Below are 21138 nucleotides of genomic sequence, written 5' to 3'. Positions count from 1 at the left end.
GTTCGGCTGTTAGCGCTTGCCCATGGAGCGGCGGGTGCCATTCGGTGCCGGACCGATCTTCTTTTCGTGAGCGGACTTGTTGCCTTTCTGGTGCCAGGCCTGGCCGTCGTTTCTGGCCGAGGCGTCTGCGGCGGCGGAGAACAGCGAGGCAAAGCCTGCCAGGCCGGGTTTCTTCACCACGGTCGGTTCGCTGGTTGCGGCTGTAGCGGGTTCACCATCGGTAGCCTGAGTGGCGAGCGTTGGGTCAGGCGAGTGGGTGCTGGTCATGGAAGGTCCGCTGCGGCCGAGGGAAAAGTGGGGCGCGAGTATACCTGTCTATCCAGCGCCACCCTATTCCGTTGATCGAGGGGGCTCTCAGTTCGCTTCGGCAATCGCCCTGGCCGCTTTCAGGTGACTGGCGCCGTCCGGTCAAACCTTGCAGCCGGTGGCTCCAGGTCGCCGCGTGGAGGCCAAGTCGGCGCCGCTGCGCATCGCCTGGGTCGTGGCTGCGATTCTTGGATCTTTACCCTCGGCTTACTCATGGCTGACCTCAGCTGACGCGTATCCGTTGTTTGATGGAGGTCGGGGAATACGTCCCCGTGAATACCAGGAGGTACTTATGCTGAGTCGAATTTCCAAGGTCGTACTACTGGCCGGTTGTCTTGTCGCGGCAGGCAGTGCATCCGCTTTCGAGCGAAGCCAAGTCGTTCCCGTCATCGCAGGCGTGGCCGTCGGCGCGCTGCTGGTTTCTACGCTCAATAATTCGCATGACGATAGACATCGCCATGATTACCGCCAGCCGCAACGGGTGGTGCACTACGCACCGCGCCGCTACTCGCATCATCGCCATGGTTACGCACCACAACAGGTTAGCTACGTGGCCGTGCCGGTTCGTGGCGACTATCGCAATAATCGTGGCCATCGCGACTATCGCGATCAGCGTAACCACCGTGACCAACGCAACCATCGCGATCGCGATCAGCACAATCAGCGCAACTATCGTCGCGATTGAGCAGACGCCGCGTGGCGAGATCTTGTTCAACTGAAATTTAAGGTGCGCACTTTTAACACCCTGACTCCCTTCCTGGCCCGCGTCCTGCGGGCCTTTCTTCGTCCGCGCTCCGCGTCATGCTCTAGCCAGCGCTCAAGCGCAATCAGCCACGCCTGTCCTTGGTAACCGGGTGCGCTGGAAAAGCGTCGGCGGGTCGACATGGCCCGAGGTGCAGTATGGCGGGCGGCCGTCTGGCCGTAATCGATGATCTTTCGCGCCAAGGTACTACCCTGACTAAAGCCATTGCGCCTGAGCCGAAGGGCAAATCCGGCATACGTCCAGCACGAGGAAACTTGCATGGAAAAGAAAACAGAACTCGAGACCTATCAACGCTTGCGTAAGCAGCACCCGGATTATTTCGACGCGGTCGAGGCGTTGGGCAAGGCTGTGCGACTTGCCGGCCCGCTTGAGGGGCAGGTCATTCAACTGGTGCAACTTGGCGCCGCGGCGGCCATCCGCTCAGAGGGCGCGGTGCACAGTCATGTGCGCAGGGCGCTGGAAGCCGGAGCCACTGCCGAGCAGATCCACCACGCGCTGCTCTCGCTCACCAGTACCATCGGTTTCCCGACAGTGGTTGCGGCCTTGAGTTGGGCAGACGATGTGATTGGCAAAGCGCAGGCCTGAGGCCAGGGGGGCAGGAGGCTGATCGTACCTGCGCAAAACACAGGTACGATCGAAACTGTCAGAGGGTGTGAAAATATCCAGCGCCGTCACGAGACCGTTTACTGACGGTCGCAGTAGGCGAGAGATTTTTCATAGACGCTCAGTCCTGACGACTGGTGACTTCGAGCAGGTGGAAACCGAACTGGGTTTTCACCGGGCCTTGCACGACATTGATCGGGGCGCTGAACACCACGGTGTCGAATTCCTTGACCATCTGACCCGGGCCGAAGGAACCGAGGTCGCCGCCGCTACGGCTGGACGGGCAGGTGGAGTTGTCTTTGGCAACCTGGGCGAAGTCGGCACCGCCTTCGATAGCGGTTTTGAGTTCGAGGCACTTGGCTTCGGATGCAACCAGGATGTGACGGGCAGTGGCTTTGGCCATGGGGGTGACTCCTTTTCAAATAAGGTGCAAAGCCTACCGTAATCACCGCGGGATTCAAACGCCGGCCAGCGGCTGCCCTGGATAAGGCCGTCTGCTTGCCCGCTGGTGTGGGTGATGCCTTGCCGTCTATCGCGCTGCTTGGCGAGCAGCGCGCCGCGCAATATGTTCCCGGACTCCGAGGCCTGCGTTCGGGGCTTGGAGTGCGACTGCCTGGACCGCTCGGTACGGTAACAACGGATCAATATCTTTTCAGCCGTTGTCTAAAATTGAACAGGAGGGCATGACGGTCCCCAGGCATCCATTTCAGGAGGTCTTGCCATGAATACCTTGACCATTGAAGGCTGGTGCAAAGCCAGCGGCGCCACAAAGTCCACGCCGGTGGGCAGCTTCCATTTTCGCGTCAGTGAGCCCGATCATCTGCGCCTGGAACAGGCCGAGGAGCGCTTGCAGAAGACGCACGAGGCAGAAGCCATGATCGATGCCGATATGGCCAGCATGGAGTTGGCTACGCCGGAGGAATGTGGCCTCCTGTCCGATTGCCAATGGCGCGTCTATTTGAATGCGGATCAGCGCGGCCAATTTCATCTGGTCGGGCACCGGGCGAGTGACGGCAGTTTGGTTTACACCAATGCAGTCATGATCGACCAGCTGGGTTAGGCAGGGCGGCGCAGGCGCGCGAACCGTTACGCAGACCAGCGGCCACGCCTTTGATATTGCCCTGCTGGGGTGTTGGCAGATGAGGGGTAACGCTCGATTTACTGAGCGGCGGTGGTGGTTTGCGCCTTCAAGCTGAATCCAGTTGCAGTACAGTGTCACCGAGCAACCGGTCGATCATTCTAGCGGCCCAGCCAGGCCATCAAGCTCCAGGACGTGTATGACACGAACCATGCCCCTTGCCGCCCATTCCACTGGCTGTCGCGCGCGCCGCAACCGCCTGACACTGCTCACGCTGGCGACGGTTGCGCTGCTCGCTGGCGCATCGGCATCCGCCAGCGACAGCCAGCAGCTGATCGCACTGATCAACCAATACCGCGAATCGCCACAGACCTGCGCCGGCCAGCCAGGCGAGGTCGCCGGCCCGCTGGTGCCCGACGAGCGCCTGGCCCGCGTGCAGCTGGCGCCCAGTGGGCAATTGCGGGACGCCTTGCAGCGGGTCGGCTATCAGCCGGCCACGGTAAAGGTGATTACCTTATCCGGGCCGGGCAGCGTGAACGCCGCGATAGAGGTGTTGAAACAGCGCTACTGCGCCTCGTTGCTGGATGTGCAATACGCTGAGGTCGGGGTGCAGCGAACGGCCAATACCTGGCAGGTGATCCTTGCCCGGTCATTCCTGCCCAGCGGCCTGCCGGATTGGCAGGTGGCGGGTCAGGAACTCCTGCAATTGGTCAATGCCGCCCGCGCCAAATCGCAGCGCTGTGGCAGCCAGGCAATGAGTCCGGTAGGGCCGTTGCGCTGGAGTGAGCCGCTCGGCCAAATTGCCCTGGCGCACAGCCGCGACATGGCCGTGCACAATTATTTCAGCCACCGCGCCAAGGACGGCAGCCTGGCGGGTACACGCGCAGTGCTCGATGGCTATGACTGGCAATTGATCGGCGAAAACATCGGCGCAGGGCAGGGCACGGCAAAACAGACAGTCGCCGGCTGGCTGGCCAGCCCCACATACTGCTTCAATCTCATGAACCCGGACTTCACGGAAATGGGCGGCGCCTATGCGCTGAATCCGCAGAGCGATGCGGCCATCTACTGGACGCTGCTGTTGGGCACGCCGCAATAGGATCAGCGTGCCCGAGGCGCGGGTGGGCCCATGTCGATGCATCCGGTTCGAGGCAGCGCTGCCAGGTACAGGCGCAGCTAGCCGAGACCTTTTCGCCAGCAGCGTTGTCTACACTCAGACTGTTCAGCCCACCCAGTAGGCATACACGCAAAGTGAACACAGACACCATGGTCGCGATACGAGAACCCTTGTCCGCACCCCGGAGCCTTGTCCGCCGCTGCGGTCTGCGCGGCGTCGCGCTGCTGTTGCTCGGCATGCTGTCTGCCACCACGGCGCAGGCCTCCGATTCGCGGACCCTGCTGACGCTGATCAACATGTATCGCCAAGCCTCGCCAATCTGCGATGGCCGGCAGGTTCCGACACTGGGCCCGCTTGCGGCAGATGGCAGGTTGGCGCGGGTGCTGGTGGCTACCGAGGCGCAACTTCAGCGCGAACTGAAGAGGGCCGGCTATCAGGCCGGCAGGGTGCAGGTGATTGCCCTGACGGGACTCACTAACGTCAATGCCGTGATGGCTGCGCTCAAGCAACGCTACTGCGGCCCCTTGCTGGATCCCCAATTCAGCGAGATCGGCGTTTTGCACAGGGACAGGACCTGGCAACTGATACTCGCCCAGCCTCTGCTATCCCGTGACTTGGGCGACTGGCAGCACGCCGGGCGGGCGATCCTGCAACAGGTCAACCAGGCTCGCGCCAGCCCCAGGAACTGCGGCGCTCAGGCGTTCGCCGCGGCAGCGCCGCTAACCTGGAATGCTCGACTCGCCGACTCCGCGCTGGCGCACAGTCGCGACATGGCCGCGCGCAATTACTTCAGCCATACCAGTAAAGGCGGCAGCCAAGCCGGCGTGCGCGCCCAGCAGGCCGGCTACCGCTGGCAGCGCATCGGTGAAAACATCGCCGCCGGCCAGGGCAGCGCGACACAGGCGGTAGCCGGCTGGCTGGCCAGCCCGTCCCACTGCCCCAACATCATGAACCCGCACTTCACCGAGATGGGCGCCGCCTACGCGGTGAATCCCGAGAGCGATTCGCTCATCTACTGGACCCAGGTGTTCGGCACCCCGCGTTAGGCTGCGGCAACTGGCAGTCATGGCGATCCGGCGATCCGGCGATGATGTGTCGCTGGTTATCGGATCGAGTAGTGCGCCGCGCGGTAACGGCCTCAATGCCCGAAGCCACGTCCCAGTATGTCGCCACCATCCATTCTCGCGACGCTGGATCCCGGCTGCGCTGATTCGCCGCCAGCCGAAGCGAGCGGGCGGACCTCGTGCAAGGTCGCGCCGCCTCATAGCCTTTGCTACTTCTGGTGCTGCTAGCCCTGCAGCCAGGCTTCGGCTTGTGCCTCCTGGCCCAGGTCGAAGGCCTTGATCTGCAATCCCGGAATCAGCGCGCCCTCGAATTCGCTGGCTTTCCTCACCCATTCCTTGCCGGCGACCACGGCCATGCGGTCGAAGCGCCGCACAAAACGGAACAGTTGCGGAATACGCGACAACTCGACGGCCACCGCGCCCAGTGTCGGCAGCGCAAAATCGCCGATTCGATACAACATCAGGCCGTGCTCGATGCCTTCGGATTGCTGGCTCAGCTCATCCAGTGCGCTGCGCATTTCTTCACGGTCGAGCTTGCCGGAAAATTCGACGTCGATGCGGTTCTCGCCGTGGCGCATGACCTTGAACATGGGGTCTTCTCCTCGTGTGATGTGACTTCCACCATACGCCTCCTGCCTGCACACGGTCATGGCCGTTCGCTGAGCGTCAGCGCCCGAACCAGCCAAATCGCGGCGGGTTGAGCTCTATGCTCGCTAGCGTACAGACAGCTCGCCGCCATCCCCTGAACAATGCAACGTTACCTGTGCGTGAGCAAATCGAGCGCCAGGTGTTTCAACAAGGTTTTGCACTGGAGTATCACCCATGGACATTTTCAAACTTGCTTCCACCGCTATCCTGCTCTCCGCTTTAGGGCTGAGCGGCTGCTCCGGCATGTCTCATCAAGAGAAGGGCACAGTCGCAGGGGCTGCCGTTGGTGGCGTGGCGGGCAACTTGCTCTGTGGTGGCGTGCTCTGCACGGGTGCCGGCGCCGTGGTGGGTGGCGTAATTGGCCACGAAGTCAGCAAAGACAAGGATTAGGCCACATCGCGGTGAGCGCCCGACAAGCACGCCATGTGCGCATCGGGCCGGCCGCAGCACGCGAACACGCCGAGGGCGGCACTCGGTGGATATATTGCACAGGGGGGGCTTTGGCCGCGAAGCCCTGGTTCATTTGACCCCAGAAAGGGCACCTCGATAACGCCCTTGCCGTGCAGGTCCTCTGTTGCGCTTGCCTGCTAACGGCCCGCGCGGCACATGGTCCGGCTGAGTAAACCAATCATCTATAGAGCGGCGTGACTCATAGCGCCAGCGCCCCAGTTCCTCCCGGATGGGCAGTGCGATCTGCTGGGTGCGGACACGGCCAGTCTGCTCGACTAGGGGGTTGGGCAGGCAGGGCTGGCTTTGCCAGTACTCAGCATGCCCAGGCAATATTGATTATTGCCGTTGCGCTTGGCCGCATACATCGCCTGGTCGGCAATGTGGATGAGGCTGTCGATGTGCGAGCCGTGCTCTGGAAACATGGCAATGCCAAGACTGGCGCCGACCTGATGGCTGGCATTGCCGAGGCTGAGCGGCAGGGACAGTCGCTGCAGAATCTTCTCGCTGATTATCTGCGCCTCCTGGTGCAGGCTCTTGCTGCGTGCCAGGCCCTCGATGATCACGACAAACTCATCGCCGCCGAGCCTTGCCACCATGTCGGATTCGCGCAGCGTCTGCTGTAAGCGTTGTGCCGTGCTGACCAATAATTGGTCGCCAACGGCATGCCCGTATTCATCATTGATTTGCTTGAAACCGTTGAGGTCGATAAATACCAAGGCCACCCTGGTGGCGTTGCTGCGTGCGCGCACCAGTGCCTGGGTTAAAAACTCTTCCAGCAGCAAGCGGTTGGGAAGTCCGGTCAGTGGGTCGTGGCGGGCGATTTTTTCCAACTGGCTGACCGAGGCTTTCTCCTCGGTGATGTCGCGCACCACACCCATCATCTTGATCGGTTGGCCGTTGGCATCCTTGACCACGTTGCCGGTTTCGCGCAGCCAGTGGATGCTGCCGTCAGGCCAGATCACCCGATACTCTTCGTCATGGTTGTGGCCGGTTGCAATGCACTGCAGCTCGCCGGCCCGCACTTGTTCGCGGTCATCCGGGTGGACGCAGTTACAGAACAGCTCATAGGTCGGGGTTACTTCACCGGCCTCGAAGCCGAACATGCCGTAGATGGCCTCCGACCAATACAGCTTGTCGGTATCGATCGACCAGTCCCAGGTACCAATGCGGGCGAAGTACTGACTGCGCTTGAACCGTTCGACATCTTCACCGGGATTGTCGTGCTGATACGTCGAGCGGGTCAGCACGAAGGCATGGCCGTGCGTGGCCACCGCTACTGGGTTCACATCCACCATCTGTTGCTTGCCATCCGCCGGCAGCAGGATGTGCTGGCGAGTAGGCGTTGTGGCTTGCTCACCGGGCGTTGGCAACCAACGCAGCAGCGGCGTGCCTTGCAGCGTTGCGGTGGGGTTGCCCAGCAGCCTTACCGCCGCGGCGTTATGCGCGCTGATGCGACCGTCGCGGTTCACCAGCAACAGCCCCTCGGGCAGGGCGTCGAGCAAGGCGCGATGTTGTGCCAGCTGTTGTTTTATCCGGCGCAGGCGCTGCAGCAACACCAGTGTCGGCAAAACGAGCAGAAGCGCAGCGATGATGGCGAGGCTGGTGGCAAGCATTGGCTTCCGTGCACAAGAGTGAAGGACGCGCCGCTGGAAAACGACTAATGCTGGCCATTATGCCCGGTAAGTATAGGGGGAGGTATCCAGCCATTACCTAGGGCAGGTTGTATCCGGCCCGACAGCGCCGCCCGGGCTGCCCTTCTATGAATAGTCCATGGAATCTGCAGCGAGCCGCGATTCGCAGGGTGCCACTCGCCGCAGGCAATGCACCGCGGGTATTTGCGAGAGGCACAAGAGCTGGCGGGTTGTCGCTGCGCTACGCGGCACGGCGTGGGGGGCTTACTTGGCTACATCCAGGCGCTGATCGGTGAATACGCAGAGCACGCCGGCCCGGTTGTGCATCACCTGATGGTTGAAGTCGCAATAGGCGGCGGCCACGCTCAGGGCCATTTCTTCGGTGATCAACTTGCCCTGGTCCGGACGGAACCAGGCCATCTGGCCGGTTTTGCAGCGCTGCGCCTGGGGGTCGGTGTTGTAGGTGCACAGGCTGCCCAGATCAACGGGCGGGGCATCATTGAAACAGGCGGATAACGACAGGGTAGCGGTGCTCAGCAGAAGCAGGCGGACGATGGGGCGCATGGCAGGGTATCCCGACTATGGAGGAGAGGCTGGTGTTAGTGCCAGAAAAGCCGCGAAGGTTCCGTTGCCGCCGGATCTGGCGCGGTCAGGCTCAAGGGTCAGCGCATGCAGAACCTGCACGCTGTCCGCCCGCCGCCGAGTGGCGTGAATCAGCCAAGCTACTGCGCTGCTGGTGAAGTAACCGTTCGTGGCAATCATCCATGGCCTGCCGGCATCCCCGCTCCCTGCCGACAAGTGCCGACAGGAAGCAGGAGTGCGCTGCTGCGCTTCAGGTACACCTCACTGCACGGACTCTCGCCACTTGGCGTTGGCGAAGCCAATTTGCAGGGCTTGGTCGATCTCGATGATAGGCACCAGTTTGAAATCGAAAAATGGTGCCCAGGCGCCATGCACTTGCAGAGCCGCAGCGGCGGAGTCCGTCTCGACCAGCGCTAAACCACCGCTGCCGTCGGCATTGGTGTAATGGGCCTTGAATATATAAGTTTCTGGCGGCGTCCAGTTGGTGAACAGTTTGAGGGCACGGCTCTGTGACTCCTCCGTGGTATTGGCGCGAAGCTGGTAGCTGACTGCGAATAACATAAGAGCCTCCTGACAGGAGTGCAGCAACGTCCCTTTGCAGGACATCGGGCTGCGAGAGCGCCCGGTGCGGAAATGTGGACGGATCGCCACTCTAAAACTATAGCCAAGGGGCAAGAGCCTGAGGCTGTCTGAGTCCATCAACTGAAACGTGGAGAAAGCTATCCAATGAAGTCGGGTAGTCGGCCCTGCACAAGCCACTCCCAGGGGCGCTTGGCGTGGCCCGGCAATTCGGCAATGAGTGACCCGGGACACGATCGAGGGCAGTAAGTCCCTGCAGGCCTTGGTAGTTGTGCTGGCTGATAGCTGTTCTCATTGGCGAACGATTGCGATTGCAATTATAATTCGCGGCTTTTGACCGAGGCCGATCTGCCGTGGGTATTCTCTCGCCTATCCCTGACCGCCTGAGCGAGCTGGCGATCGAGCCGGTAATCCAGCAGTTTTCCGGTATTTTCGATCTGAACGGGCGCTTTGGCCTGCTGTTTCTCGGCATCTCCTACAGCGTCGCCTACGGCCTGTTTCGCTTCAGGCGGCATCGCGGGCTGACCGACGCACGTTCGTTCTGGCACTTCATCGGTGGCAGTCGGGTCAATTTCCATCGCTCGGCGTTGCTGGATTATCGCTACTACTTCGTGCGGGCCATCCTCAAAGTGGCGCTGGTGCTGCCGATCATCGGCCTGGTCGACCCGCATATCCTCCGCGCCGCCGACTACATGGCCTTTTTCAGCACACTCTGGGGCGCGCGCCCGCAGCTGGGGCAGAACCTCTCGCTGTCCCTGCTCTACGGGCTGGGCGTGTTTCTGGTCAGCGACTTCACCCATTACTGGACGCACCGGGCCTTTCATTGCCGCTGGCTGTGGGCGTTCCACAAGGTCCATCACTCGGCACCCGTGCTGGTGCCGGTGACCGCGAGCCGGGTGCACTTTGTCGAAAAGCTCGTCGGCAAGCTGGCCAGCGCCATCTGCCTCGGCGCCTACGCCGGGACCTTCTGGTACGCCTGCGGCGGTGAGATCAGCCGCTACACCCTGTTCGGTGTGACCTACTTGGTGTTCATCTGCAGCGCGCTGGCGGCCAACCTGCGCCACAGCCATGTCTGGCTGTCGTTCGGGCCGCTGCTCGAGCATGTGCTGAATAGCCCGGCCCAGCACCAGATCCACCACAGCGATGCGCCCCGGCACTTCCACAAGAACTTCGGCACCAACCTGTCGCTGTGGGACTGGATGTTCGGCACGCTCTACGTCACCAACGCCAAGCCGGAAACCATCAGCTTTGGCACCGCCGAGCAGGATTCCCATCGCTACCTGACGCTCTACGGCTTGATCGTCACGCCCTTCGTGGACACCGCGCGACAGCTTTTCCCGGCGCAACGCGCACAGGTGGATGCGTCTGGATCTTCAACTCTGGATCGGATCTACCCAGCCAATTGAAGTGAATCCCTAGCAATCGCGTTGTCGGCCCTGGGGCAGGCCATTTCCGGGGCGACATGGCTGTTGCAGTGCATCTGGGGCGCCTAGCCCGCAGGAGGCATGCCGTCCTCCACCCTTAACGCACGCGTCTTGCTCAGTGAAAAGCTGGGGTTGTCCCCTGATCTTCTCGGCGGATCAAACCGCTAGCGCGAGGACCTGCGCCAGGTGTTGCTGGTAACGGGCGACGTCCGCCTCGATGGCCGGACGCTTCATCACGTCGACGCAGAGGAAGGTTGCCAGCGGACTCATGCCGAGGAACTGGTTGGCTTTGTGGAAGGGCAAGTACACCGCATCCACGCCTTGGCCCGCGAAGAAGTCCGTCGGGTCGTCGAAGGCCTGCTGCGGTGCATTCCAGGTGAGCGAGAGCATGTACTGCTTGCCCTGGAGCAGGCCACCGCTGCCGTACTTCTGCGAGGCGTCCGCGCGGGTGCGACCATCGTTGGCGTACAGGCTGCCATGGCCGGCGGTGAAGACTTCGTCGAGGTACTTCTTCACCGTCCAGGGCGCGCCCATCCACCAACCCGGCATCTGATAGATGATCACATCGGCCCAGAGGAATTTCGCCACTTCCTCGGCGAGGTCGAAGCCGGCATCGATCCGGGTCTGTTGCAGGTCGCAGCCCGCGCGGTCGAGAACGGCCAGCGCGGCGTCATGCAGGGTGGCGTTGTAACGGCCTTCGGAATGGGCGAACTGTTTACCGCCGTCGAGCAGCAGAATCTTTTTCATGGCATGGGCCTCGGTCAATTGGATGGCGGCATGCTATGGGCTGCGGCTGCGGAGAAACAGCGGCTGCGCAGCAAATGATATGTGCTTGAAAGGCATGAATCAGGAGGCTTTACCCAGTGTAAGGTGAGTGAATCCTGCCTTGGAGTACCACCATGCCTGACCGATACGGCTTCATCCTGCATGCCCACACCCGGCCCGAAAAGGCCGCCGAGTTTGAAGCGCTGTTCCGCGCCTATGTCGAGCCCAGCCGGGCGGAGGAGGGCTGCATCGAATACCACATGCTGCGTGATCAGCAGGATCCGACGCTGTTCATCTTCGTTGAGGTCTGGCAATCGAAGGAGCACCTGGCCATCCACAGCGCCTTGCCGCACATGCGGCGCTTCCATGAGCGGCGCCTGGACTACCTGCGCAGCGACTTCGAGGTTCGCCAGGTCGAGATGCTCAGCCCGGCCAGCTAAGTCGCAGGCAATAGCCATTCACCCGTCAGATAAAATAGAACCATTGCGCCGCGCAGTGTTCCACTCTCTGTAACCCATCGAACTGAGGTGTGGCATGAGCAGCACGAAAGACAAGATCACCGGCAATGCCAACGAAGCCATCGGCAAAGTGAAGGAAGGTATCGGCAAGGCTACCGACAATCCCCGCCTCGAAGGCGAAGGTCTTGCCCAGCAAGTGAAAGGCAAGGCCCAGCAAATCAAGGGCGACATCAAGGACGCGATCAAGAGCAGGGTCAACAAGGTCTGATCGAGCTACGACCAGCCCGGCCATGTTCAGCAATGGCCGGGCTTGCTATGCGTGCCCCGAATCTTTTCCGCGGGTAAATCAGGGACGGCGCTGATGGCTTCCAGGACAGGCATCCCTTCCTCCTGCCCTTAACCCACGGGTTTTGCTGCGCTAAGCGGCTGTCCAAGCGATTATCACGCGGTGTTTTTCTTCACTCTCAGCAGAAGCGCAGGGGCGCTCCCGTACGCCCGCACGACAATTGCCGCTGGCCCCGGCGCTGACTATCCCGCGAAACTGCTGCGCCAGACGCAGGCTCAGGCCCCCTGGCAGCAGGCTTTTTTGCGTTGGCTACCGCCCGGCTGGCGTTGCGCGGGCACTGCAGTGCCTTGCTAGACTGACCAAGGAGAAGCTCCACGCGCACGAGCCTGCTATCCAGGGACGGCGTGGTCAACGGAGGTTGCCAATGAACGGTCATTTGTATGCATGCGTGCTGGCTGCGGTGATGGTGGGGCCCTGGGTGGCCACTGCAAGCTACGCCGATGAGCCTTCCCATCTTCTGGACGGTAAGACCTTCATCGGCCGCAATGGCGAAAAGGGCAATTCGCTGGCGACCGACGAGGAGGAGGCACTTATCTTCACCGATGGCCTGTTTACCTCGGCCTCCTGCGAGCCCTATAACTTCGGCAGCAGCGAATACTCCACCCGGGTCGACGGCGAACGCATCTACTTCGAGGCGACCACCACCAGTCCCAGCCATGGTCAGATTGCCTGGCAGGGCGTGGTCGAGGGCAATACAGCACGAGCCACTTTTGTCTGGACCAAGGAGCGTTGGTACTGGGATACCCGCCGTGAATACTGGTTCGAGGGTTCGCTGAAGGAATAGTCGGGCTGCGAACGCCACAGTAATCTCGTCATGGAGACCTGCCAATGATCGAACCCAGGCAACCGGCACGGCCACTCTTGCCCTGGGCGCGTTACCTGAAGATCAGCCTGTTTGTGCTGGTGGTGATGGTAGTGAACGTCGGTGGTTCCTGGCTGATGCGGCAGACCAACTTTCAGCTCTTTCCCCGTCATGAGCCCTTGATGCAAGCCATGGTGCTGGGGTTCGCGCTGCTCTACGTGGTGCTGATGGCCACACCGTTCATGCCCGGTATCGAGGTTGGTCTGGCGCTGATGTTTCTGCTTGGCGGCAAGGGTGCGCTACTCATCTACCTGTGCACGCTGGCGGCTCTGTCGATCAGCTTTGCCGTAGGGCGCAGCCTGCCGCCAAGGTTGTTGTGGCATATGCTCGACTGGCTGCACCTCCATCGCGCCGGCGCCCTGGTCCGTCAGCTCGAACCCCTCGATCCAGCAGCACGCCTGAAGCTGCTCAACGACAAGGCCCCGAAGACAGTCGCGCCGTTTTTGCTAGAGCACCGCTACCTGACGATTGCCGTACTGCTCAACCTGCCAGGCAACGCTCTGATCGGAGGCGGCGGTGGCATAGGACTGGTGGTTGGCATGAGCAGGTTAGTCCCCTTCCATGGCTATCTCACGCTGGTGGCCTGCGCCGTGGCCCCGGTGCCGCTGTGGTTCTGGCTGCATGGCGCCTAGTTGATGGTCGTGCGCCTGGATTGGAGGCGTCGCGTGGGGCTGCCTGGCGCATCGATTGGCCCGCAACACCCGGGCATTTTAGGTGGGGGTCGCTAGGCACGGGGCGCTGGTGATTTCGCAATGCCGGGTTCAACCTTCCTTGCGCCGGCTACACGTGGTTCAACGTCCTCGTCGTTGCGCTGACGCAAGCCGTGTCCCCGTTGTTCTGTGGTGTCGAATCGACAGGCAAAAATAAAGCCGGCTGATTGGGCCGGCTTTATTGTGGGCAGCAGTTCTGATCTAGTCATACGGTGTTCTCGCTCAGACAGTCGGAGCCACCTTAGGCGGTGCGGCTGTCGATCAGGCGGTCCGAGCCACCTTCGGCGACGCGGCTGTCGATCAGGCGGTCCGAGCCACCTTCGGCGACGCGGCTGTCGATCAGGCGGTCCGAGCCACCTTCGGCGACGCGGCTGTCGATCAGGCGATCCGAGCCACCTTCGGCGACGCGGCTGTCGATCAGGCGATCCGAGCCACCTTCGGCGATGCGGCTTTCAATCAGGCGATCCGAGCCGCCTTCGGCGACAACTGGCTGAGCGGAGGACGCAGCAAAAACGTTGGCGGCCAGTACAGAGAAAGCAACGCTGAGGAGGAGTTGGCGTTTCATGATGGTGTGCTCCGGGGTGTTGGTTGGGTGTGGAGCAGATGGTACGCCCGAGGTTTTTTAAGAGAACTTCATTGGGCTGATGGTAAGTATCGATGCCAGCAATAGCGCCCGAGCATCTCCGCAACTGGTAGGCGGGGGCGAAAAATCCCCTACCTGCCGCCGGTCCCGATTGATGGGCGCCCCCCGGCAGCCTTGTACACTGTGGTTTTTCCCCGGAGACCCTTGCCATGAACAATCCGCCTTTCGGCGTCGGTGACGCCTCTTACCAGGCCGCAGGGGGGATCGACGGCCTGCGTCGCCTGGTCGACGATTTCTACCGGCTGATGGACCAGTTGCCGAAAGCGGCCGCGTTGCGCCGCATGCACCCGCAGAGCCTGGATGTGTCCCGGGACAAGCTGGCCTGCTTCCTCAGCGGCTGGCTGGGTGGGCCGCGTCTGTTCAGCGAGAAGTACGGCGCCATCTCGATACCAGCCTTCCACGCCCAGTGGCCGATCGACCAGGCCGGCAGCGATGCCTGGTTGAAGTGCATGGCGCAGGCGATCGAGTTGCAGGGCTACACCCCGGCGTTCGCCGAGTACCTGCTGACCCAGTTGCGGGTGCCGGCCCAGCGCATTGTCCAGGCCAGCCAGAACCGGCACGGCGTTTAGCTCGGAATTGGCGATGGATCTGTCGGTGTTATCCCGGCGAGGCGATTGGCATGGCCGTCGGTCCAGCTGACAAGTCCGGCCGCGCTGACAGCTGGATCGCCAACTAGACTGATTGCATTCGGGCCGGGTCCTTGCCACGGGATGCGGTGATTGGCATGCCGGGGCAGACCCCGGCCAGGAGGTCGAGGTGGACAAACGGCAAAGGCTTGGCGCAGGCCTGTCACGGCGTCGCTTTCTCTATGGCAGTGCGGTCCTCGGCGCAGGCTTACTGGCCGCGCCGGCCCTGGCGCAGCAAGTCTGTCGACCCACGGCGGGCGACATCCTCGGTCCCTACTACCGCTTCGGCTCGCCTTTTCTGGCGAAACTGGCCGGGCCGGAAGAGGCTGGCGAGCGGCTGGTGGTGAGCGGTACGGTGCTCAGCGAGGACTGCCGAACGCCGATTGCCAACGCCCTGGTCGAAGTCTGGCAGGCCAACAGTACCGGCCAGTACGACACCCAGACCCCCGGCAACTTCACCGACAAGGGCAATTTCCACCTACGCGGCATGCTTTACACCGACGCCCAGGGTCGCTACCGCATCGAGACCGTGATGCCCGGACGCTATCCGGTACCGCCGAACCTGCCGGGGTTGGAACAGTACGCCGGGATCACACGGCCGGCGCATATCCACTTCCGGGTGATGGAGTCGCTGCACGTGCCGGTGACCCTGCAACTGTACTTTGCCGGTGACCCCTTCATCGCCAAAGACCCCTGGGCCAGCGCGCACCCGGATAGCGTCATCGCGCTGGAGGCAGAGGGCGAGGGGCGGCGCGGGGTGTTCGATATCGTGCTGTCCAGAGGGGTCTAGCAGCATCTGGCGCGCCAGGTGCTGAGGGCAGCTGGCGCCGCGCGATACCCGTGCAATGGGTGACTTGCTTGCTCAGGATCGCGTCGCTCAACTTATCCTGCGAGCTAGCCAAGTAACTGAAATGTATAGACATTAATGCAGGATAAGGCGCTCGCGGACCAGCGCCTGCGCTTGCTGGGCCATCTGGTCGAGCTGGCGGTCGCGCTGTTTCTCCGCCTCGCTCATGGCCTTTTGGCCGTGCTCCTTCACCAGGTAGGTGTGGATCTGCCGGACTTCCTTGGATTGATAGATGGGCGCCAGGTCCTGCACCGCCACCATGCCGTCCGAGGCATGGCCTCGGGTACTCATCAGCACTTGCGGCCCCCGCGCCGCCAGCACCTGAAAACCCATGGCCTCGAAGGTCGGCACCTTGCTGGCCACACAGGCCAGTTCGGCATGGGGATGGCGAGTGACCATGCGCTGCAGCATGGCCCGCGCCATACCGCGCCGGCGCTGGCTGGCCTGGACGGCCATATAGGCCAGGGTGCAGGCCTCGGGGTCATCCTTGGCCGGCAGGTAAAGGGCAAAGCCCAGCACCTGGGAAGGGTCGAGGTCGTCCAGGGCCAGGATCAACTGCGCGGTGCTATCCACGGCACTGTCCATGGCCTGCAGGTATAGGTGCATCTCGTAGCCGATCACGTACTGGTACAACTGGTAGAGGGGATTGCTGGGCGTCAGCGACACCGGGCTGATGTCGCTGAGGTAGTCCACCACCATCTGCAGGATCTGGCTTTTCAGCGACTCCGGAGGCGGGTTGTCCAGGTGTACAAGGGTAAACATCGTGAGTCTGGCTCCGGGGCGTGCCTGCATAGGGGAATCGGCGTTGGCGGCATTGTAACGGCTGCATGGTTTGCTCGTTTACATACGCTGTATGGGCGCGATCAGAATGTTGGGCCGTTAGCTCTGCACCGTCTGATGTTCGGTTTGATGGGTATCGCTGCACTTATCCCATTCTGCGAGTTATTGCACGAGAGCTACTCGACAGCCGTTGCAATAACGCCTGCTCACACAACCTGAAGAGCATGTAGCAGGCCATGGCCAGCAGCGCTATCAGCGTTAGTTCGACAAACTGAAGTAAGCCGCCGCTCATCAGCGCCACCCAGCCATGCCTAACGATAAAGGCAGCATTGCTGCTGAGTAAATGCACCAGGTCGATAGTGAGGTAGCCAAAAGCCAAAAAGCTCGCCGTCATCAGGAGGAAGCTAACCAATAGATGACGGTGTAACCATAGATAAAATGAACTGAAAGTTGGCATGTTCACTCCCGTTGAGCGGGCAGTTTGGTCGGGGCTACCTTTGCCGCCGGCACGGTGTTGCCATTGCGGCAAGGACGTACAGGAAATGTAGCTTAGCTGGGGGGCAGGGTGGGCCAGCTGACAGGATGATGGGTATTTGATCGTTCCCACGCGGACGGTTCAACCAAACATTTGGCTTTCGCAATAACAAGGTGGCCAATGCAGTGGGGTAGATCACCGCACTGCGCCGACAGTCGAAGGGACGGAAAACTGGGACTCTGTGCAGGGCAGCCTACAGCGGCCCCTGCGCAGAGTCATCGCGGCGTCAGAGCCAGGTCAAGCCGATGCTGATGATGATTCCGGTAATTAGCAGCAGCATCAGGCAGTAGCCCATGATGTCTTTTGCCTTCAGCCCGGCAATAGCCAGTACGGGCAACGCCCAGAAGGGTTGTAGCAGATTGGTCCAGGCATCACCCCAGGCAACGGCCATTGCAACACGGGGTATGCTCGCCCCCAGCTCCTGAGCCGCAGGCAACATGACCGGTGCCTGAACAGCCCATTGGCCGCCACCGGAGGGCACGAAGATATTCACCAGCCCGGCGCTGATAAAACTCCAAAACGGCAAGCTTTCGGCTGTAGCTATGGACACAAATCCAGAAGAAATACTGGCGGCCAGCCCCGAAGCGGTCATCACACCCATGATCCCGGCATAAAACGGAAACTGGATAACGATGCCGGCACTGCCTTTCACCGCTTCGTTCAGGCTGTCCAATAACCGGCGTGGGGTCTGGTGCAAAATGATCGCCAGGAACAGGAACATGAAGTTCACGATGTTCAGGTTCAGCCCACCGTCGTTGAGAAAATACTGAAAGATAAAGGCAAGGCCACTGAAGCCCACAAGCCAGGCAAGCATCCGGCTGTTTTCCAGGTGCTCCGCGGGACGGGTGATAGTGAACTGGGTGTCGGGTTGATCATCCAGTAACTTCGGGTCTACATAAACACTGTCTTCTGCGCTGGGCAGCATCAGGCGATTGACTGCCGGCACCACAATAAACAACGCGACCACGATGGCCAGGTTAAAGAAAGCGAAAATGGTTTCGCCGGTGCCAATGACCCCAATCACGCTTTCGCTAAAGTGCCCATCGGTGGCGATGACCAGCGGAATTGACCCGGCCAGGCCGCCGTGCCAAACGATGAAGCCAGAGTAGGCGCTGGCAATCAGCAGCGGATAATGCACGCGGATCTGGCGAGCCAGGGCCTTGGCAAACAACGCACCAACCACCAGGCCAAAGCCCCAGTTAATCCAGCTGGCGATCAACGCCACAAAGGTGACCAGAACAATCGCCTGCCCCGGGGTTTTCGCGAGGGACGCTAGGCGGTTGAGGATGTCTCGAACCAGCGGTGTGCTGGCCAGCATGAAGCCGGCCACCAGCACGAGCAGCATCTGCATCGAGAAGCTCAACAGGTTCCAGAATCCCTGCCCCCACATTTCGATAACCGCCATCGGCCCATGGCCTTCAACAATAATCGCGGCAGCAAAAGCCACCAGCGTGAGTATCAGCACGAATATAAAAGGATCAGGCAGGTATCGGTCTACCAGCTTCACTAAGGGTTTGGCTGCACGGTCAAGCATGTTGAGTTTCTCCATTATTATAAATTTTGCATTGGAGTTTTCCGGATGACATGCGTCGGAGCAAAGCCACTCGAAACTGAGCCTGACGTCTTACCAGACCCGGGATGGAACATAACTACAGGGGAATTGGTTGGCTCGTAATACCTGGTATTAGTGCTTCAAAGCGGAGTTGTGAGGCCGCGGCGGCGTATCTTGGCGATCAGGTTTGCCGGAATTGCGCACAGGCCAAAGCCTCCGGCCTGGACGGATATGCGGTCGGTGAGACCGGCCAGGGGTTCCTCGTGGTGGCCTACACGCTGGTCGAGTCCATTCATGCTGCTGCGCCTCTTGTCGGTGTCGTGTCGGCAATCGTGCCGCCGGGAAGCGAGGCAGAGCTTCTCTTGTGCAGACTGTTTTGTTAATTTTGTTTTTCTTTGCAATTGATCGTAAAAGTAAATGAATAACCGTCAGGCAATGTAACGGCGCAGTGCCCCGCTCGATCCACGTAGCCCCGTTTGAGTGGGTTGTGGTGGATGTAGTCGAGCTTTTCTCGCATCACCTCTGAACTGTAAATCAGCTCCGCATGCGAACCCTCCTGCCAGAGTTGGTGCACACGGTCGCCCTTGTATGCACGTTTGGCGAAGCGCAGTCGTTCCAATACACGTTCTGCTCCGCGGTCTCGCAGGTGATCGATGATCTGGCGTGCCGTGAATGACTTGAATCCCCTGACGCATTTGCCCAGCTCAGGGGCCTGGGCGACGTAGTGCAGGTGGTTTTCCAGTATCACGTAGCCGTGGAGGCGCAAGCCTTGGTTTGCCTGTTGATAGCGCCAGCAGTCGAGCAGAATTTCGACCAGAGCAGGGCGGTTGAACAGCGGTAGTCACTCCAGCACTGTGCAAGTGAGGAAGTGCGGTTTTTCAGGTTCGGTGATGACGTAACGGCTGCGGCCCATTGGATTCTTCCTTGAATCGGCTGGCTATGAGTGGAGTAGGGCGGTTTCTCTATTTCCGATGGCTTCCCACGCTTCGCGTACAGCTGCTGCTGATTGCGGTATTCGACAACGGTCGACTGGCTTTGCGGGCAAGTCTGCGATGCGAGTAAAGGAAGTAATTCGTCGTAAGGGCGATGAGTTACTTCATCGCAGTGAAGATGCACCGGCTACCAAGTCGATAAAGCATCCAAGCTGTAAGTCTGCAAAAGTCGTGGTCGGTTCACTATTCCTTCACGGGCTTATCGACAACCACATAACGCTTGCCCCCACTGCGTTTGGCCACGTACATGGCTTCATCCGCGTGCTGAACCATATGCAGATCACTCTGGCCGTGCTCTGGGTATATCGCGATGCCCAGGCTTGGAGCACTAATCAGGGTATTCCCTTCCAGTAGGTAGGGGGCGCTCAGGGTGACAATGATTTTCTCGGCCACCAGGGTGGCATCTTCCTGCCTGCAGATGTTGTCCAAAACAACGGCGAATTCATCACCGCCCAAACGGCCAACAGTATCGGACTCCCGCACGCACTGCTTCAGGCGCTGAGCGACTTCCCGCAGCAGAAGGTCGCCTGTGGTGTGGCCAAAGGTATCGTTGATGTGCTTGAAGTTGTCCATGTCGAGATAAAGCACCGCCAGCCGTAAGGAATCTCTCTGCGCCCTTTGCAGGGAACTGCGCAGGCGGTCCAGGAACAGCGCACGGTTTGGCAGTTCAGTCAGTTGGTCGTATTGCGCAAGAAACTCCAGGCGAGAATGCGTGCGCTTGCGCTCTATCGCAGCCGCTACCTGGCTCGACACGAATTGCAGCAGCACCTTGTCCTGTTCGTTGTAACGCACGACCCCGGAATAGTTCTGAAGCACCAGCGCGCCGATGGTATTGCTGCCCGATATCAGCGGCACACTAAGCCAGTCCACGGCGCGTGTACCTACCACGGCACCAATCTTTGCGAGCAGCCGCTCGGCCGTCTCGGGCGTTAACAACAGGGCTTCGCCGGAGCGTATAACCTCGGCAACTAGGGCCCCAGAGCCCAAGGGCATGGGTGACGGCGGCGCCTCAAATTGATCAACGTAATACGGAAAACTGAGCTGTTCATGCGTGGCGTCGTATAACGCCACCGAAAAATTCTCGCCGGGCAGCACCTGACTGATCACCTCGTGCACTCGCTTATAGAGCGTCTGCAGGTCGCCAACCGAGTGGGCCACTTCCGATATCGCATACAACGCGGCTTGCTTCGCCTCGGCACATTTGCGCCGAGTGATATCGCGCGCCACACCCACCCGCACCTGCTCAGTCTCAAGCCATTGGGCAGACCACATGATATGAACGACATGACCGTCTTTATGAAAATAACGGTTCTCATGATCCTGCGAGGGTTCGCCCAAATTAATGCGCTCGACGAGCGTCCGGCTGACGGCGCGATCATCCGGGTGCATCATGTCAAAGGCGACCCGGCCAACCATTTCTTCGGGCCGGAACCCGAAAACCCGCTCGCTGGCCGCGCTGACGGATAGAAAACGACCGTCTTTATCCACTACGCAGACAACGTCCAGTAGCAGATCCAGTAGCTTGTCGTGGGGTAGGTAGGGTTTTGACGGCATGGTGATGACTATACTGCCCCGCTTGTTGGGTTCGCTAGCGCGATGATTTACCCATGGCCATGATCCGGTGTAAGGCCGAAATCAGTAATAGTGGTTAATGGCCGTGTGGTTCGTTCTCTATCTACTGAGCTTATGGAAACTGCTGCAATCCCGTAGGCGCGGCCTTGGCCGCGATTCCCTGTTTTGATCGTTCGACGCCTCGACGTGGCAACGCTCTGCTGGG

Annotated in this window: 24 protein-coding genes and 3 pseudogenes; 13 read left to right on the top strand and 14 right to left on the bottom strand. The window is 60.6% G+C overall.

The features are described from left to right. Positions 1-9: 9 nt before the first annotated feature. Positions 10-267, bottom strand: coding sequence for a hypothetical protein (locus tag LJY18_RS17115; RefSeq protein ID WP_238043058.1), 258 nt, complete (start codon positions 265-267; stop codon positions 10-12). Between the two features lie 331 nt (positions 268-598). Between LJY18_RS17115 and LJY18_RS17110 the strand changes: the two genes are divergently transcribed. Together LJY18_RS17110 and LJY18_RS17105 are read left to right on the top strand one after the other, a co-directional pair. Beyond that, positions 599-991: a hypothetical protein gene (locus LJY18_RS17110; protein ID WP_238042985.1), complete on the top strand. Its 393-nt coding sequence runs from the start codon at positions 599-601 to the stop codon at positions 989-991. A gap of 336 nt (positions 992-1327) precedes the next feature. Then, the gene (locus LJY18_RS17105; protein WP_238042984.1) at positions 1328-1654 is read left to right on the top strand and encodes a carboxymuconolactone decarboxylase family protein; all 327 of its coding nucleotides are present in this window, start codon (positions 1328-1330) and stop codon (positions 1652-1654) included. A 139-nt stretch (positions 1655-1793) separates the two neighbouring features. Here LJY18_RS17105 and LJY18_RS17100 read toward each other — a convergent pair whose 3' ends face one another. After that, positions 1794-2075 carry a peptidylprolyl isomerase gene (locus LJY18_RS17100; RefSeq protein WP_238042983.1) on the bottom strand — a complete coding sequence of 94 codons (282 nt, stop codon included), beginning with the start codon at positions 2073-2075 and terminating at the stop codon, positions 1794-1796. Positions 2076-2393: 318 nt separating this feature from the next. Between LJY18_RS17100 and LJY18_RS17095 the strand changes: the two genes are divergently transcribed. The 3 genes from LJY18_RS17095 (at position 2394) to LJY18_RS17085 (ending at position 4913) form a co-directional block, all read left to right on the top strand. Then, positions 2394-2732 carry a hypothetical protein gene (locus tag LJY18_RS17095; protein ID WP_238042982.1) on the top strand — a complete coding sequence of 113 codons (339 nt, stop codon included), beginning with the start codon at positions 2394-2396 and terminating at the stop codon, positions 2730-2732. 229 nt (positions 2733-2961) lie between these two features. After that, on the top strand, positions 2962-3849 hold the full coding sequence (locus LJY18_RS17090; protein ID WP_238042981.1) for a CAP domain-containing protein: 888 nt from the start codon (positions 2962-2964) through the stop codon (positions 3847-3849). 188 nt (positions 3850-4037) lie between these two features. Continuing rightward, positions 4038-4913 carry a CAP domain-containing protein gene (locus tag LJY18_RS17085; protein WP_238042980.1) on the top strand — a complete coding sequence of 292 codons (876 nt, stop codon included), beginning with the start codon at positions 4038-4040 and terminating at the stop codon, positions 4911-4913. A gap of 242 nt (positions 4914-5155) precedes the next feature. On the opposite strand, the gene LJY18_RS17080 is transcribed toward LJY18_RS17085, so the two are convergent. Next, positions 5156-5521 (bottom strand): STAS/SEC14 domain-containing protein, encoded by a 366-nt coding sequence (locus tag LJY18_RS17080; protein WP_238042979.1) that lies wholly within the window; start codon positions 5519-5521, stop codon positions 5156-5158. Positions 5522-5753: 232 nt separating this feature from the next. Between LJY18_RS17080 and LJY18_RS17075 the strand changes: the two genes are divergently transcribed. Next, positions 5754-5969 carry a glycine zipper 2TM domain-containing protein gene (locus LJY18_RS17075; protein ID WP_238042978.1) on the top strand — a complete coding sequence of 72 codons (216 nt, stop codon included), beginning with the start codon at positions 5754-5756 and terminating at the stop codon, positions 5967-5969. A 335-nt stretch (positions 5970-6304) separates the two neighbouring features. Here the strand turns inward: LJY18_RS17075 and LJY18_RS17070 are convergent, their stop codons facing one another. From LJY18_RS17070 to LJY18_RS17060, 3 genes are all read right to left on the bottom strand, one after another. Next, positions 6305-7642: a diguanylate cyclase domain-containing protein gene (locus tag LJY18_RS17070; RefSeq protein ID WP_238042977.1), complete on the bottom strand. Its 1338-nt coding sequence runs from the start codon at positions 7640-7642 to the stop codon at positions 6305-6307. A 282-nt stretch (positions 7643-7924) separates the two neighbouring features. Next, positions 7925-8224 (bottom strand): hypothetical protein, encoded by a 300-nt coding sequence (locus LJY18_RS17065; protein ID WP_238042976.1) that lies wholly within the window; start codon positions 8222-8224, stop codon positions 7925-7927. Between the two features lie 279 nt (positions 8225-8503). Beyond that, positions 8504-8803, bottom strand: coding sequence for a DUF3303 domain-containing protein (locus LJY18_RS17060; protein WP_238042975.1), 300 nt, complete (start codon positions 8801-8803; stop codon positions 8504-8506). Between the two features lie 371 nt (positions 8804-9174). Here LJY18_RS17060 and LJY18_RS17055 point away from each other — a divergent pair, with 371 nt between their 5' ends. After that, a complete protein-coding gene (locus LJY18_RS17055) occupies positions 9175-10227 on the top strand; it encodes a sterol desaturase family protein (RefSeq protein ID WP_238042974.1) in 1053 nt (350 codons plus the stop codon). A 174-nt stretch (positions 10228-10401) separates the two neighbouring features. Here LJY18_RS17055 and LJY18_RS17050 read toward each other — a convergent pair whose 3' ends face one another. Continuing rightward, positions 10402-10992, bottom strand: coding sequence for an NAD(P)H-dependent oxidoreductase (locus LJY18_RS17050; protein WP_238042973.1), 591 nt, complete (start codon positions 10990-10992; stop codon positions 10402-10404). Positions 10993-11144: 152 nt separating this feature from the next. Between LJY18_RS17050 and LJY18_RS17045 the strand changes: the two genes are divergently transcribed. From LJY18_RS17045 to LJY18_RS17030, 4 genes are all read left to right on the top strand, one after another. Beyond that, complete coding sequence (locus tag LJY18_RS17045) at positions 11145-11450, top strand: putative quinol monooxygenase (protein WP_238042972.1); 306 nt, start codon at positions 11145-11147, stop codon at positions 11448-11450. A gap of 94 nt (positions 11451-11544) precedes the next feature. Next, on the top strand, positions 11545-11736 hold the full coding sequence (locus LJY18_RS17040; RefSeq protein WP_238042971.1) for a CsbD family protein: 192 nt from the start codon (positions 11545-11547) through the stop codon (positions 11734-11736). 442 nt (positions 11737-12178) lie between these two features. Next, positions 12179-12598, top strand: a complete 420-nt coding sequence (locus LJY18_RS17035) for a hypothetical protein (RefSeq protein ID WP_238042970.1) — start codon at positions 12179-12181, stop codon at positions 12596-12598. A 44-nt stretch (positions 12599-12642) separates the two neighbouring features. Next, positions 12643-13308 (top strand): hypothetical protein, encoded by a 666-nt coding sequence (locus tag LJY18_RS17030; protein WP_238042969.1) that lies wholly within the window; start codon positions 12643-12645, stop codon positions 13306-13308. A gap of 322 nt (positions 13309-13630) precedes the next feature. Here the strand turns inward: LJY18_RS17030 and LJY18_RS17025 are convergent. Further along, positions 13631-13951 (bottom strand): annotated as a pseudogene (locus LJY18_RS17025) (phage infection protein); the annotation flags it as partial. A gap of 227 nt (positions 13952-14178) precedes the next feature. Here LJY18_RS17025 and LJY18_RS17020 point away from each other — a divergent pair. Both LJY18_RS17020 and LJY18_RS17015 read left to right on the top strand, forming a co-directional pair. Then, positions 14179-14598 carry a group II truncated hemoglobin gene (locus LJY18_RS17020; protein ID WP_238042968.1) on the top strand — a complete coding sequence of 140 codons (420 nt, stop codon included), beginning with the start codon at positions 14179-14181 and terminating at the stop codon, positions 14596-14598. 187 nt (positions 14599-14785) lie between these two features. Next, complete coding sequence (locus LJY18_RS17015) at positions 14786-15445, top strand: dioxygenase family protein (protein WP_238042967.1); 660 nt, start codon at positions 14786-14788, stop codon at positions 15443-15445. A 132-nt stretch (positions 15446-15577) separates the two neighbouring features. On the opposite strand, the gene LJY18_RS17010 is transcribed toward LJY18_RS17015, so the two are convergent. The 6 genes and pseudogenes from LJY18_RS17010 to LJY18_RS16985 form a co-directional block, all read right to left on the bottom strand. Further along, positions 15578-16264, bottom strand: a complete 687-nt coding sequence (locus LJY18_RS17010) for a GNAT family N-acetyltransferase (protein ID WP_238042966.1) — start codon at positions 16262-16264, stop codon at positions 15578-15580. 163 nt (positions 16265-16427) lie between these two features. Next, a complete protein-coding gene (locus LJY18_RS17005; protein WP_238042965.1) occupies positions 16428-16739 on the bottom strand; it encodes a hypothetical protein in 312 nt (103 codons plus the stop codon). Between the two features lie 304 nt (positions 16740-17043). Further along, on the bottom strand, positions 17044-18351 hold the full coding sequence (locus LJY18_RS17000) for a short-chain fatty acid transporter (RefSeq protein WP_238042964.1): 1308 nt from the start codon (positions 18349-18351) through the stop codon (positions 17044-17046). 173 nt (positions 18352-18524) lie between these two features. Then, positions 18525-18665: pseudogene (locus tag LJY18_RS16995) on the bottom strand (succinyl-CoA--3-ketoacid-CoA transferase); the annotation flags it as partial. An 83-nt stretch (positions 18666-18748) separates the two neighbouring features. Beyond that, a pseudogene (locus LJY18_RS16990) lies at positions 18749-19282 on the bottom strand (REP-associated tyrosine transposase). Between the two features lie 262 nt (positions 19283-19544). Beyond that, entirely contained in the window at positions 19545-20915 is a 1371-nt protein-coding gene (locus LJY18_RS16985) for a sensor domain-containing diguanylate cyclase (protein ID WP_238042963.1), read from the bottom strand. Positions 20916-21138 lie beyond the last annotated feature (223 nt).

It is taken from the genome of Pseudomonas sp. MMS21 TM103, assembly GCF_022132145.1.
In the GTDB taxonomy this organism is placed as follows: domain Bacteria; phylum Pseudomonadota; class Gammaproteobacteria; order Pseudomonadales; family Pseudomonadaceae; genus Aquipseudomonas.
The sequence above is the reverse complement of the archived record's forward strand: the minus strand, read 5'-3'. Positions and strand labels throughout refer to the sequence as shown.